Below are 13,438 nucleotides of genomic sequence, written 5' to 3'. Positions count from 1 at the left end.
AGTTTCCTGCTACCAACTAAAGCGCACCAGAGAAACGCCCTGTCGCGGCAATGCAAAATTCAGTTTCACCGTGCCAGAATCTAAGTCGACCCATCGCGGTGACTCTTCAAGTTGCAGCGCTCCTGATGCTTGCAATTGAGCATACTGCTCCTGTGCGGGATTCTGGGGCGAACCCATCTGCTTCCAAGCTGTGTAGGCGTTGCTGTGCGTGTCATCAATCCTGTAGTGCTGCATCAACACGCGATGCACGGCGGACGGAAAATCCCTTACGGTGAGCTGTATCTGCGCAGATGGACCGGGAACATCATTATCGTGATAATTCCAAAGCATCACCGCAGCTTCATGATCGGCGGCCGTCGCCAGTGCATCCACATCATCCTGTTGTCGAACACCGCCTTTGATAATGTCATCGAGCGGCACCGCACCGTTACTCTCTACGCGGACACGACTCCCCGTCATCAGTCCAGCCATTCGGAAGAAATTGATCACCGGCTTGTCCACACCGTTAGTCGATAGCGCGCGAAAGCCATCGAAGTAAGGCTGGTCCTCAAATTCGAAAGCCCACGTAAGCATGCTGATCAGATTCACCTGATAGCGATCTTGCAATGCAAATAGCCCCTTCATGGCGACAGCCGTGTACGAGGGATATAACGTGCCGTTTCGATAAGCATTGTGCGGATATTTTCGGGATGAGCATGCCGCGCACCCTTCTGGATCAGCCTCGCTCAAAATAATCGGCAGTTTCTCAAATTGAGGAAACTTTCGCACAATATCGAAGCCCGTAGCAGCACTATCCAGCTCTCGATTCAGCCCCATTTGCACGTGGTCTACCACGATGTTGGGACTTCCCTTCACATGAAACGAAATGAAATCAAGCGGTATGGCTCTGCCGGTTGCTGAACTCTTGTCTTTCGCGCAGTGCTGCAGAAATGCCTCAAGAAACTGCGCTGAGTGTCCGTTGGGCACTGGCCCCGTCGTCGCGGGACCTCCCACTCTGGCCTGTGGAATGGCTCGCTTCACTCCCGCAGCCGCAAAGTCGTAAAGCTTGTTGTATTCCTCCTGCGTACCGTGCCAGTAAAAAATATCCGGCTCATTCCAGACTTCCCAATACCAGCTTGAAACCACATCTGTTCCGTATCTCTGCGCCATGTGGGCGGCGACCTGGTAGACAAGCTCACCCCAGCGTGCATAGTCTTTTGGCGGAAACGACCACCCTTCCACATCGCCAGGTTTTGTTGGCCAGGGTATGTGGTAAGGATCGGCACGGCTCGATAACGCCTTCGGCATAAAACCCAGCTCAACCATTGGACGAACGTGTGCCGCCGCATAAGCATCGAAAATCTGATCCAGAATGGTCCAGCTGTAAACGGGATTGCCCTGCGCATCTTCCGTATACACATTGGTCGAGCTCCACTTCAGCTCAGGCTTCCCGTCCCCACTCGCCAGCAGAAAATGGGCGCGGATATTCACCGGTACAGGGCTGAGGTCGTGTAGCTCCCGCAGAAGCGCTTGGCCATTTTTCGTAGTTGTATAGTTCGATTCGTCATAACCGAACCAGCTATAAATGGGCGTGAATTTTCCTTCGCTCGCGGAGAGATCCACACTCACTTGCACCGCAGTCTGAATCTGTGCTCCACAACTGAATCCAAGCAGTATAAAAGAGAAAAGAGAAATGGATCGGCGCATAGCTGATTAGCTCCTGTGCATCATCAAGCCAGGTTACAGGTGAATTTTCACTTCTCTTCCGTCGAAGGTGATTTCCTGCTCCGGTCCATTCGCAAGAGCAACGCGAAACTTGCGTCCACGCGTAGCTTTTCCGCCACCAGCTCTCACGCTTAAGCTTCGAGTCGCATCCGACCACTCCAGTTCCAGGCGGGTAAATTCCTCATGCTCATATGCGAAGCTCTGTCCGTCATCCTCATATAAAGAGCACTTGCCGTCTGCGCCCGGATAGACCGCGAGCTTGACCGGTTCGGTTGAGGGAGCGAGTGCAAATTGTTTCAAGGGGCCAGTCGGCACAATCGCACCGGCTTTCGCATAAACGGGCATCGTTTCCAGATCAACATTCCGGGTGACGACCGTTCCCCCCTCCACTCGCTCCCCTGTCCAGAAGTCCCACCATGCGCCTTGAGGCAGGTAGATCCTTCGCTCGCGAGTCCCCGGTTCAAGCACCGGAGCCACAAGCAACGCATCGCCAAACAGATAAGTGTCTTCTATCGTTCGCGCTTTTTGATCGTGGGGATAGTGCAGCCAAAGCGCGCGCATCAGCGGCATTCCTGTTCGGTGTCCTTCTGCAACTGCGGAATAAATGTAGGGCAGGAGCTGATATCGCGTGTTGAGATATTTCCTACAGATGCGTTCTACATCCAGATTATGAAGATCATTCGGCTTCGGCAGCACTTCGGCCGCATATTCCGGCTCCAATTCGGCAGGCTCATAATCTCCTGTATTCCAGCCCCACGGAAGACGCAACTTCCATGTCCGTCCATGGCTGCGAAATAGCGGACAGAACGCGCTGAACTGGAACCAGCGCACAAACAACTCAGCGGTGAATTCCTTCGTCGGCACAAACCCGCCCGTGTCCGTGCCCCAGTAAGAGATGCCACACAATCCAGCATTTATACCGATCATCACCTGAGCGGCAAGTGTCTTCCAGGTGCAAAAAATGTCCCCCGACCAAAGCCACCCGTAGCGCTGCAGTCCGGCATACCCATTCCGATGGAGCGCATAGGGCCGCAGATTCGGCCGCGCCTGCCGCTCGCCCTCCCAATACATCTCATTTCGAGCCAGCCGCGATGCCACCGGCAGAACATCTCCTTCGTCAGGCCACCATCCATCCACGCCCATGCGCACCAAGGGAAGATGTCTGCGCCAATAGGCCGCGGCATCCCCTGATTCTTCGATCGCGGAACCAGTATCTGAAACCTTGCCATGCAGATCTTCCGGCGGATTGACGATATGCAGCACGACCTTGAAGTGATCGGCGTGCAGTTGCTGAATCATTGCTTCAGGATCGGGAAACGCTGCGTCATTGAACACGAATGATCCATGCCCGGTATTCCAGCCGGAGGGGCAGAATCCTGTTCCCAGATAGATCAACGCATCGCAGGGCAATTGTTTTTCGCGAAAGGTCTTCGCCTCTTTGAGTACTTCCTCACGGCTGGCCAGCGTGCGATGCGACTGCTGATATCCCAACGCCCAAATCGGCGGCATATGCGGATAACCAGTCAGTTCCGCCCATTCGCGCATCAGTTGCGCCGGAGTATCACCCAGCATGAGAAAGATATCCAGCCCTCGCGCGCTCTCTCCTGAGCGAAACATGCCAGTCTCGCCGGTAAGATCAAAACTACCCCACGGCTCATGGAAGAAAAGGCCCCACCCGCTTGCGCCAATCAGCAACGGAATAGGTACGCGCGCGCCGTACACCTTCAATTCTTCTCCATGCTGCCCATTCCGCATGGCATCAGTTGTGCCGCGGCGATCAAGGGGATGAACACCCTCGCCTAGTCCGAAGACCGGACCATCGCCATAGTGAAACCGCACCTGACTCATGCCGGATTCGAAACGCAATTCCTGTCGCAGATGTCCGTCATCGTCTTCAACCGCGATACGAAGCGGATCGATTGACATTTGAATGCGCCGCTTGCCCCACTGAATGGATCGCACAGCTTCACTCGTACGCACCTGTGACATGGGAGATGGCCACGACCTCGCACTCAAACTGCCATCTGTAAATGTCTGCTCCAGGTCCACGCCTACCGCAGCAATGGTCACGCGCAGCGTGTTCTCACCTACGGCGGTCAGACTAAGCTGCAGTGCCGGATCACCCGTGTGTGATGGATCGAAACCTGCAGCGCTTAGAAACGGGGCGAGAGCAAGTCGTTCCCGCAACAACGTCGTCATCGCGCTGGCGCCTATGTTACGCAGCAGAGTCCTTCGTGAGAGATCAGCAGCCATCTACAGCTCCAAGCAATTAGAGATGAACAGCAAACACAAGCTTTCAGTAAATGTTTTCTTGAGAAGACGACAAAAATCTGAAACTTCCGATCCGCCCTTAGTTCGAAACGATGGAAATCAGACTCACTTCTTAAGACAAAATTCGGGGAGACCGCCTACCAGCTTCCCCGCTCACCGAAGACATCGATCACGTGCGCAAGGCGCTCTGCGCCTCTTTCCCAGTTCGTTTGCAGCCCGCGTTCCACGCGGTCCGAATCACCAGTCGCGATCGCGCTGATAATCTCCTCATGCTCAGCGATCGAAAGATGCAGGTCATGAATAATGGAACTGGCATAAAGCCGCCAGTAGCGTTCTGTCTGCGGCTCAATAGCCTTGTGTAGCGCCATTAGCCGAGGCCCCGCCCCTGACTCCACAATCCTGCGATGAAAGTTGTGGTCTAAATCAAAAATCCCTGCGGCTTTGCTCGGACGCGCCTTCACAATCTCATTGAGCTGCTGATTGTAGCTCTTCAGGCTCTGCACAATCTCCATACGCTCTGCCTTCGGAAGCATCGCCATGCGCCGTCCGGCAAGGCCCTCAATCCGGCCTATAATGGAATACAGTTCGCTGGCATCCTCTTTCGTGAGCGGAGCCACCACCATACGCGACTTGCTGACGTTCTTGTGTTCCAGAACATAGCCCTCGCGCTGAAGCCAATGCAAGGCTCCGCGCACCGGCGTGCGGCTCATCCCCATGCGGTCGGCCAAATCGCCTTCCACAATCCACGTGCCCGGCGAAAGCTTTCCGTGGACAATCAATTCACGTATTTCCTTAAATGCCGTATGCAGGCTTGTACCATGCTCGGCTCTGGGCGTGCGCGTCTTTTTCTTTGCAGTAGTCATTCGATCGGCCAATGCACAGAGTAAAGGATGAAACACGGTTAGAGGAATAGCCAATCCATTACCTGCACCCGCTTGCACCGCCAGTCGTATCATTCACACACAGTGACGAGCCCGAATCGTTCAAGAGACGTGCCCGTTCTGTAAATCAGCCGAAGAGATAGCGCATGAGCGACACCGCCTTGAGATCGAGGAAAAAGCATGGCAACTCGTCCACCTGTAGGTTAAGATGAAATCGTATCCAATTTTGTCGACATTGTGAACTATGCAAATTGCCAAGCGCGTACAACGCGTAGAAGTCGTTGATTCCCATACCGCTGGCGAACCAACCAGGCTTGTCCTGTCTGGTGGCCCTGACTTGGGTAATGGCCCGCTCGCGGACCGGCTGGAGCGCTTTCGCACTTCGCATGACTACTTCCGCTCTGCCGTCGTGAACGAACCGCGTGGGTCCGAGGTTCTTGTCGGCGCACTCCTCTGCGAACCCGCAGACCCCAGCTGCGATGCGGGAGTCATCTTTTTCAACAACGTCGGCTACCTTGGCATGTGCGGCCACGGAACCATCGGCGTCGTCGTAAGCCTCGCCTACCTTGGAAAACTTCAGCCCGGAACGCATCGCATTGAGACGCCCGTAGGAGTAGTCAGCACAAGACTGCACGATTCCGGCAAGGTCACCGTGGAAAATGTGCCGAGTTACCGGAGTCAGAAGTGTGTGGCGGTAAACGTCCCTGGCTACGGCAGAGTGAGCGGTGATGTTGCCTGGGGTGGCAACTGGTTTTATCTGATGGAAGATCACGGTCTCCACCTGGATCTGCGCCACGTCTCCGAACTCACCGACTTCGCATGGGCTGTCAAAAGCGCATTAGCTGCCTATGGCGTCACTGGCGAGAACGGCTCAGAAATTGACCATATTGAACTCTTCGCACCACCGCAAAATGGCCATTCTGACAGCCGCAACTTCGTCCTATGCCCCGGCAAAGCATACGATCGCTCTCCCTGTGGCACAGGTACCAGCGCCAAAATGGCCTGCATGTATGCCGAGGGCCAGCTCGCTCCCGGACAAATCTGGCGCCAGGAAGGCATCCTTGACACGATCTTCGAAGGCAGCATTCAGATCGAGAATGGTCTGATCCTGCCCAGCATTACAAGCACCGCATATGTCACAGCTGAATCGTCCCTCATTCTCGACGCAGACGATCCATTCCGCCTCGGCATCGTGCCATGAATCCTACCTACGACGCAGTTGTCATCGGAGCCGGCATCGTAGGCGCCGCCTGTGCCTATGAACTGGCACGCGAAGGCATGCGCGTCGTCATCGTCGAGCGCGACATCGTTGGAGGCGGCGCGACAGCCGCTGGCATGGGTCACATCGTCGTAATGGATGACTCGCCCGCACAGCTGGCACTCACCCAGTACTCGCAGTCCTTGTGGAATTCCCTGTCCCCCGCGCTTCCTTCCAGCATTGAATACGATTGCTGCGGGACCCTCTGGATCGCCGCTGACGAAGCAGAAATGATCGAAGTCCGCCGCAAGCACGCTTTGTATGCGTCCGCGAATGTTCCCACGCAGGTTCTGGATAGCCATGCGCTCGCCGAAGCGGAACCCAACCTGCGCAAGCCCCTCGCCGGAGCCCTACTGGTTCCATCCGATGCGGTCCTCTATCCTCCATGCGCTGCGTCATTTCTCATTACCAGCGCACAACAGCAGGGCGCCGACCTGATGCTGGGCAAAACCATCCTCAGCGCCGAACATGGCAAGGTCCAACTCAATGACGGAACATCAATCTCGTCAGCGTATCTCGTCCATGCCACCGGCGCAGGTGCGACATCGCTTCTGCCCGATCTCCCCATCAAGAAGCGCAAAGGTCATCTCGTGATCACTGATCGCTATCCCGGTTTCGTGCGACATCAACTGGTCGAACTGGGTTACTTGAAGAGCGCACATTCCGTCATCAGCGATTCCGTGGCATTCAACGTACAGCCACGCCGTACCGGCCAGTTGCTCATCGGCTCATCACGCCAGTACGGAGCAGAAGACTCGGCTATCGACCACTCCATTCTCGAGTCCATGCTGAAGCGCACATGCGAGTACCTGCCCGGAATCGCAAATCTTTCCACCATCCGCGCCTGGACCGGCTTCCGTGCTGCAACACCTGACAAGCTTCCGCTTATCGGACCGACGGACGACCCGACAGTCTTCCTTGCCACGGGCCACGAAGGCCTTGGCATCACAACATCTCTCGCGACCGCGCGACTCTTGGCCGACTCCATTCTCAAGCGAACATCAGCCATCCCCATAGATCCATATCTGCCTGCGCGCTTTGCCCTGGAGACCGCCCATGCCTGAGCGCATCACGGTAACTGTCAATGGCCAACCGCTCAGCGTGGCCCCCGGTACCAGCGTAGCCGCCGCGATCATGATGACTGGAGTGCACTGCCGCACATCCGTAGCAGGCGAGCCGCGATCACCCCTCTGCGGTATGGGCATCTGCTTCGAATGCCGCGCCATGGTCAACGGTCTTCCGCATTGCCGCACCTGCCAGATGCTGTGCGAACCAGGCATGGAGGTACGCAGCCAGTGAGCCAGTCGTTTGACATATTGGTTGTTGGCGCAGGCCCAGCTGGCATAGCAGCCGCCACGCGAGCCGCCGAAAGCGGAAAGCGCGTTGGACTGGTCGATGACAACTTCGCTCCCGGCGGGCAGATCTGGCGTGGCGCCGACGCACTATCATCCGCCGCTGCCGAGTGGTACAAGCGACTGGCAGCCTCTCCAGCTATGCAGTTGCAAGGCTGGCGAATTTTCAGCCAACCTTCACGAGGCATACTCCGCGCTGAGAAGAACGGCGTGCACTTAGATATTGCCTACAACAAACTGATTCTCGCAACCGGCGCGCGCGAGCGTTTCCTTCCCTTCCCCGGATGGACATTACCCAACGTACTCGGAGCAGGCGCTCTACAGGCGCTTGTAAAATCAGGTCTCCCCATCGAAGGCAAGCGCGTCGTCATTGCCGGAAGCGGCCCTCTCTTACTCGCTGTCGCCGCCTATCTCACAAAACATGGAGCGCGCATCCTCGAGATCTGCGAACAAGCCTCCCGCGCGCGCCTCGCGGCATTTGCCACTTCAATCGTTACAAATTTCGAGAAGCTTCAACAGGCCATGACCTTAAGATGGCAAACTCGCGGGGCACATTTTCACACCAGCTGTTGGCCCATAGCGGCTCATGGATCGGATGACAGGCTCGAATCGGTCACCTTGCGCAAAGGCAACCGCGAGTGGACCATTCCATGCGATTATCTGGCGTGTGGCTTTCATCTTGTTCCCAACACCGAGCTCGCTGAACTTCTAGGTTGCACCGTCACCTCAGTACAGGTGAAAGTCGATGAGAACCAGTTAACCTCCATCCCCGGCATCTACTGTGCGGGCGAACCAACTGGCATCGGCGGTCTGGAGTCGTCTCTGATTGAAGGCGAAATTGCCGGCTACTCTGCCAGCGGGCAAATGTCCAAAGCAAACGCGCTGCAAGGCAAACGCAGAAAGCTGCACGAGTTTGCTTCGCGACTGGAGACAGCGTTCGGCCTCGACCCCGCACTTCGCCATTTGCCGAAAAGTGACACGATCGTCTGTCGCTGCGAAGACGTCCCCTTCAACGCCATGGCATCCCATTCATCCTGGCGCGATGCCAAGCTGCAAACGCGCTGCGGCATGGGTCCATGCCAGGGCCGTATCTGCGGACCAGCCGCAGAATTTCTTTTCGGTTGGCGCCCGGACTCGATACGGCCACCCGTTTTCCCAACACACTTGTCCAGTCTGGCTGACGCGTCAGCGCCCCTCGAAGCACAACTTAAAACAAAGTAGGAGACACAAATGAACTGGTTCGGCGTAATGCCCGCAATGACAACCGCCTTCGACGAAAAGCTGAATATCGATCACGTGTTCATGGCAAAACACGCAACCTGGATGATCGAAAATGGCTGTACAGGATTGGTGATGCTCGGCTCGCTGGGCGAAGCTGCAACGCTAACCCCGGACGAAAAGGTCTCCATCCTCAAAAACATCGTCGCAACTGTGAAAGGTGTGCCGGTCGTCGCTGCTATTTCCGCGCTTTCAACCGCCGAGGCCGTTTCCCTCGCCAAAACCGCAGCCGATAACGGATGCTCCGGCTTGATGGTGTTACCGCCTTACGTCTATCGCGGTGATTGGCGCGAGACGAAGGCCCACATCGCGACAATCTTTCGCGCCACGCCTCTTTCGTGCATGCTCTATAACAACCCCGTCGCCTACGGCACTGATTTCTTACCTGAACAGATCGCCGAACTCTCCGCCGAGCACGCCAACTTTCACGCCGTAAAGGAATCAAGCACCGATGTGCGCCGCGTTTCAGCCATCCGCGCGCTGCTCAATGATCGCCTGAAAATTTTCGTCGGCGTCGACGACGCCATCGTCGAAGGCATAGCCGCAGGTGCTACTGGTTGGATCGCAGGACTCGTCAACGCCATGCCTGCCGAATCAGTCGCTCTCTTCAACTTCGCATACGAGGGCAAGCACAAGGAGGCCCTCGAACTCTACCGCTGGTTCCTACCCTTGTTGCGCATGGATACTGTCCCAAAATTCATCCAACTTATCAAATTCGTTCAACAAGAAGTCGGCGTTGGCAGTGCCCGTGTACGCGCGCCGCGCCTAGAAATCACCGGCGACGAGCTCACCGAGACAAAGCAGGTATTGACCGAAGCGCTCAAGAGTCGGCCTATGATTGAAGAAGCGGTATTCGCAGGCGCAAGTCGTTAACATCTCCTAGAACATCCTCAAGTAACGCTTGAGGTAAGAGTGCAAAACATAACAAGGAAAAAGCTATGCTCCAGGGCACATCATTTCTCGGCTCCACGCGCGGCTTGCAGTCTGGAGCACCGTTTCAAGGCACAAATCCTGCAACAGGTGAGCGCCTTCAGCCCACCTACTTCTCCGCCTCGATCGAGGAAGTAGACCACGCTGCGACTTCGGCAGAGGCAGCCTTCTCGAGCTACCGCAGACTCTCTGGCCGCGAACGCGGAGCATTTCTGCGCAGAATCGCCGACGGCCTCCAGGCGATCGCGGATGACCTGGTGCAACGCGCAAATCAGGAGACGGCGCTTCCGATTCCGCGTCTTCAGGGAGAAGTGGCCCGCACCGCCAACCAGCTTCGTCTCTTCGCCGACGTCGCTGAAGAAGGCTCGTGGGTCACGGCGCGCATCGACACCGCCGATCCCGAGCGCAAACCATTGCCCAAGCCTGACATCCGTTCCATGTTTTTGCCGCTTGGTCCCGTCGCCGTCTTTGGCGCCAGCAATTTTCCTCTGGCGTTTTCCGTTGCTGGCGGAGACACGGCATCAGCACTGGCTGCTGGCAATCCGGTCATCGTTAAGGCACATCCAGCGCATCCGGGAACCAGCGAATTAGTCGGCAACGTAATCCGCGAGAGTATCGCCGCATGCGGCTTGCACGAAGGCGTCTTCTCGCTGCTCTTCGATGCGGGCATTCAAGTCGGCCAAAACTTGGTGCAACATCCGCTCATCAAAGCCGTAGGCTTCACTGGATCGCTCGCAGCAGGCCGCGCTCTTATGGACCTCGCCGCCGCCCGACCCGATCCCATCCCCTGCTACACCGAAATGAGCAGCGTAAACCCGGTCTTCATCTTGCCCGGAGCACTCAAACAACACGAAAAGATCGCTGCCGACCTCACTGTCTCTTACACATTAGGAGCAGGCCAATTCTGCACAAAGCCCGGACTCGTCTTTCTGCCGACGCAAGCCGAGTCCTCAAATCTCGTCGAAGAATTGCGCAAGCGCGCCGCCGATCTTCCCGCTTTCACCATGCTGACCGCCGGCATAGCCGCGCAATACCAAAGAGGACTGACGCAGCGAAGAGAATCGGACTATGCCCAGGTCGTAACAGCCTCGACGGTACAGCCAGCGCCAGCACCCGCATCCACCACCGCCGCGCTCTTCGAAGCAGATGTGGAAGAAGTGCTCAACAATCCCTCGCTGTCAGAAGAAATCTTCGGTCCCACAACGCTCCTCGTCCGTTCCAGCAGCCGCGAGCAACTACTCCAGGCGGCACACGCGCTCAAAGGACACCTCACCGCAACGCTCATTGGCACCGAAGAAGACCTGTCTGCGAATCAAGACCTGATCGCCATCCTTGAGCGTAAAGTCGGCCGCGTCATCTTCAATGGATATCCAACTGGAGTAGAAGTTTGCCACGCGATGGTGCACGGGGGCCCATATCCTGCCACATCGGATGGCCGTTCAACGTCCGTCGGCAGTCAAGCAATCTTCCGCTTCTCGCGCCCCGTCTGCTACCAGAACCTGCCGCAATCAGCTCTTCCTGAGGAATTGAAGAATCAGAATCCGCTGGGAATTTTACGTATGCTCAATGGCAAGATGACGACCGAAGCCATTTCCTAGAGATTTCAACCGATACCCGTGCGCTCAACTTAGCCTACTGAATCACTTGTACCCTGTGATCACGATACTTGTTGAACATGTCCGTCGGTCGACCACAGGCTTCAGCCAGCGCTCAGCCCTGCGCAGGCTTGGGATTCACCTTCCAGTAGACGCTGTAGCGCTCATCCAGCAGTTTGTATAGCGGAATGAGGTTCATCTGTTGGCTCTGTCCCACAGTCTGGAATTTCAACCCGCCACCCGGCGCCTTCTCAAACCAGCTCGTCGGCTCATTCGCAGCCACGTGCACTTCTGGCAAAGGAACTTTCTCGTGCTTTTCATCAGGTCCATAGTCGCCGTAGATCATCTTCTTCGTCAGGCCATCTTTGCCCATCTCTGCGGCCAGCACCAGAGGCCCATACATCGCTGCCTGCAGCGTCTGATCATCCTGCAGCGGAGAAGTATGCAGATGCATCGGTAACGCAACTTCCACCTTATCGCCGTCATGCCACGTCCGCTTGATTTCGGCATAGCTGCTCGGCGCCGTCTCTACTTTCTCAACCTTGCCGTTGACCTTGATCTGAACTCCTTCTGTCGCCCAGTAAGGAGTCCGAATCTTCAGCGCCAGCGGCGTTGCCTTCGCAGCCTTGAAGGTCAGCGTCGTTCCCTCTTCTTCAGGGAAGTTCGTGTCCTGCACCAGACGTACGCCCTTCTCCTTCCAGTCCACCTCTGAACCGATAAAGAGATTCACGTAAATGCTCTTGTCATCGTGAAAGTAGATCGAATCGTTCGTCTTCGAATACTCCTCAACGCCGGTCCCCGTGCAGCACCAGAACGCATTGTAGGGTGTTCCAAACGTCTTCCAGAATCCAGGCTTGAGTGACACGTAATACATCAGCATTCCATCCGGATCCTGCGTGCCGAGCCGCACATTGAACAGGAGCCGCTCATAGTAATCCATCACTCTCGGATCAGGATTCCACCCGAAAACGTGGCGCGAGAGCTTCATCATGTTGTAACTGCAGCAGCATTCCTCCGCTGCCGGCCCAAGCTGGTCTGCCAACTTATCCGGAGCCTGCCAGAACTCGCCGTTACTCGTGCCGCCGGTCGCGTACGTATGGTGCCCCACGCACTGATGCCAGAAGTAATCGGCAATTTCGTGATAGTGTGCATCGCCCGTCAGCTCATATCCACGAGCCGCGCCAATCACCTGTGGGATATGCGTATTGGCATGAATGCCAGCCAGATCATCCTCGCCCTCCGCGAGCGGATCGAAAAATTTCTTCTTGCTGAAGCCCTGGGCTAGCTGCGCATATTCTTCCTTGCCAGTAAGGGCATAAAGGTTGAACAGCACCTCCTGCATGCCTCCATACTCAACATTCAGGATTCTCTGAAAGTCAGCGTCACTGATAGGCTTTGCCCAGTCATTCGCCCATCCCGCCATCTTCTCTGCGGTCCCGAGCGCCTGCTCATTGCCGCAATGAACATACATGTCCACATGGCCCGCCATGATCTTGTGGTACGTGTAAAACGGTGCCCAGACCTTCTGGTGATTTTTGAGCCGGTCGTAAAAATCCTCCGGATACGCCCCCAAGTAGCCATTCGCCTTCTGGCATTTCGCCAGTTCTACAACCAGAGCATTGCCTTTATCCCGAATCCCCTCATCGCCAGTGCTCGCATACATCAGCGCGCACGCCGAAAGGTAGTGTCCACCCGCAAAGTGCCCGCGAAGCTCGCACTTCGGTTCTTCCCATCCACCTAATGGTTCCGCAGTAGAAGGCAGTCCCGCAGTCACGCGAAACATGTGCAGCAACCGGTCATTCGGAATCGAATTGATATAGCGAAGATTGATCTCCTGCGCGTCTTTCATCGGCCCGCTGCGCAGTCGCACCGCCGTCATGGGGAAAGGCTCTGCCTTCCAGAAAACCTTTTCATAACCGCCGGCACGATTGCTTCGCGGGACATCGGCAACCGCATCCTGAGCGAATGCGGTCAAACTCTTTGGCATTAAAACGGTACCTGCAGCAGCGGTGGAAACCGAGGCAAGAAAATGTCGGCGGGTAAGAGAACTCATATCTTCGGCCCTTTATCTTCTATATACATCGGATGCCGTTCTCTTGTATACAAAATTGAACTCTATTTTTTAGGAGTCTCCTCGTGCGCCTTTTAAAAGCATCATCGGAACGCCCC

Annotated in this window: 10 protein-coding genes; 6 read left to right on the top strand and 4 right to left on the bottom strand. The window is 56.1% G+C overall.

Features of this window, described 5'->3' with window-relative positions; genetic code table 11:
* Nucleotides 1-9: 9 nt before the first annotated feature.
* The 3 genes from H7849_RS06230 to H7849_RS06220 all read right to left on the bottom strand — a co-directional run bounded on the left by H7849_RS06230 (nucleotide 10) and on the right by H7849_RS06220 (nucleotide 4,838).
* A complete protein-coding gene (locus H7849_RS06230) occupies nucleotides 10-1,686 on the bottom strand; it encodes a GH39 family glycosyl hydrolase (RefSeq protein WP_186745040.1) in 1,677 nt (558 codons plus the stop codon).
* A 33-nt stretch (nucleotides 1,687-1,719) separates the two neighbouring features.
* Complete coding sequence (locus H7849_RS06225) at nucleotides 1,720-3,957, bottom strand: glycoside hydrolase family 31 protein (protein WP_186745039.1); 2,238 nt, start codon at nucleotides 3,955-3,957, stop codon at nucleotides 1,720-1,722.
* 155 nt (nucleotides 3,958-4,112) lie between these two features.
* Nucleotides 4,113-4,838: a GntR family transcriptional regulator gene (locus H7849_RS06220; protein WP_186745038.1), complete on the bottom strand. Its 726-nt coding sequence runs from the start codon at nucleotides 4,836-4,838 to the stop codon at nucleotides 4,113-4,115.
* Nucleotides 4,839-5,100: 262 nt separating this feature from the next.
* On the opposite strand from H7849_RS06220, the gene H7849_RS06215 reads away from it, so the two are divergent.
* The 6 genes from H7849_RS06215 to H7849_RS06190 all read left to right on the top strand — a co-directional run bounded on the left by H7849_RS06215 (nucleotide 5,101) and on the right by H7849_RS06190 (nucleotide 11,272).
* Entirely contained in the window at nucleotides 5,101-6,057 is a 957-nt protein-coding gene (locus H7849_RS06215; protein ID WP_186745037.1) for a proline racemase family protein, read from the top strand.
* Complete coding sequence (locus H7849_RS06210) at nucleotides 6,054-7,178, top strand: NAD(P)/FAD-dependent oxidoreductase (RefSeq protein WP_186745036.1); 1,125 nt, start codon at nucleotides 6,054-6,056, stop codon at nucleotides 7,176-7,178. The genes H7849_RS06215 and H7849_RS06210 overlap by 4 nt, the downstream gene beginning before the upstream one ends.
* Nucleotides 7,171-7,413: a (2Fe-2S)-binding protein gene (locus H7849_RS06205; protein WP_186745035.1), complete on the top strand. Its 243-nt coding sequence runs from the start codon at nucleotides 7,171-7,173 to the stop codon at nucleotides 7,411-7,413. The genes H7849_RS06210 and H7849_RS06205 overlap by 8 nt, the downstream gene beginning before the upstream one ends.
* A complete protein-coding gene (locus H7849_RS06200) occupies nucleotides 7,410-8,687 on the top strand; it encodes an NAD(P)/FAD-dependent oxidoreductase (protein ID WP_251106644.1) in 1,278 nt (425 codons plus the stop codon). The genes H7849_RS06205 and H7849_RS06200 overlap by 4 nt, the downstream gene beginning before the upstream one ends.
* A gap of 9 nt (nucleotides 8,688-8,696) precedes the next feature.
* A complete protein-coding gene (locus H7849_RS06195) occupies nucleotides 8,697-9,617 on the top strand; it encodes a dihydrodipicolinate synthase family protein (protein ID WP_186745033.1) in 921 nt (306 codons plus the stop codon).
* 65 nt (nucleotides 9,618-9,682) lie between these two features.
* Nucleotides 9,683-11,272 carry an aldehyde dehydrogenase (NADP(+)) gene (locus tag H7849_RS06190; protein WP_186745032.1) on the top strand — a complete coding sequence of 530 codons (1,590 nt, stop codon included), beginning with the start codon at nucleotides 9,683-9,685 and terminating at the stop codon, nucleotides 11,270-11,272.
* 112 nt (nucleotides 11,273-11,384) lie between these two features.
* On the opposite strand, the gene H7849_RS06185 is transcribed toward H7849_RS06190, so the two are convergent.
* On the bottom strand, nucleotides 11,385-13,256 hold the full coding sequence (locus H7849_RS06185; RefSeq protein WP_186745030.1) for a glycoside hydrolase family 127 protein: 1,872 nt from the start codon (nucleotides 13,254-13,256) through the stop codon (nucleotides 11,385-11,387).
* Nucleotides 13,257-13,438: the final 182 nt, after the last annotated feature.

Source organism: Alloacidobacterium dinghuense, assembly GCF_014274465.1.
Lineage (GTDB): Bacteria > Acidobacteriota > Terriglobia > Terriglobales > Acidobacteriaceae > Alloacidobacterium > Alloacidobacterium dinghuense.
This window is presented reverse-complemented; position numbering and strand designations above follow the sequence as displayed.

What these genes read in the sequence shown, in the direction of transcription:
- H7849_RS06225 (WP_186745039.1), bottom strand. Translation starts at nt 3,957, where the DNA reads ATGGCTGCTGATCTCTCACGAAGGACTCTGCTGCGTAACATAGGCGCC.
- H7849_RS06205 (WP_186745035.1), top strand. Translation starts at nt 7,171, where the DNA reads ATGCCTGAGCGCATCACGGTAACTGTCAATGGCCAACCGCTCAGCGTG.
- H7849_RS06215 (WP_186745037.1), top strand. Translation starts at nt 5,101, where the DNA reads ATGCAAATTGCCAAGCGCGTACAACGCGTAGAAGTCGTTGATTCCCAT.
- H7849_RS06195 (WP_186745033.1), top strand. Translation starts at nt 8,697, where the DNA reads ATGAACTGGTTCGGCGTAATGCCCGCAATGACAACCGCCTTCGACGAA.
- H7849_RS06210 (WP_186745036.1), top strand. Translation starts at nt 6,054, where the DNA reads ATGAATCCTACCTACGACGCAGTTGTCATCGGAGCCGGCATCGTAGGC.
- H7849_RS06230 (WP_186745040.1), bottom strand. Translation starts at nt 1,686, where the DNA reads ATGCGCCGATCCATTTCTCTTTTCTCTTTTATACTGCTTGGATTCAGT.
- H7849_RS06220 (WP_186745038.1), bottom strand. Translation starts at nt 4,838, where the DNA reads ATGACTACTGCAAAGAAAAAGACGCGCACGCCCAGAGCCGAGCATGGT.
- H7849_RS06185 (WP_186745030.1), bottom strand. Translation starts at nt 13,256, where the DNA reads ATGCCAAAGAGTTTGACCGCATTCGCTCAGGATGCGGTTGCCGATGTC.
- H7849_RS06190 (WP_186745032.1), top strand. Translation starts at nt 9,683, where the DNA reads ATGCTCCAGGGCACATCATTTCTCGGCTCCACGCGCGGCTTGCAGTCT.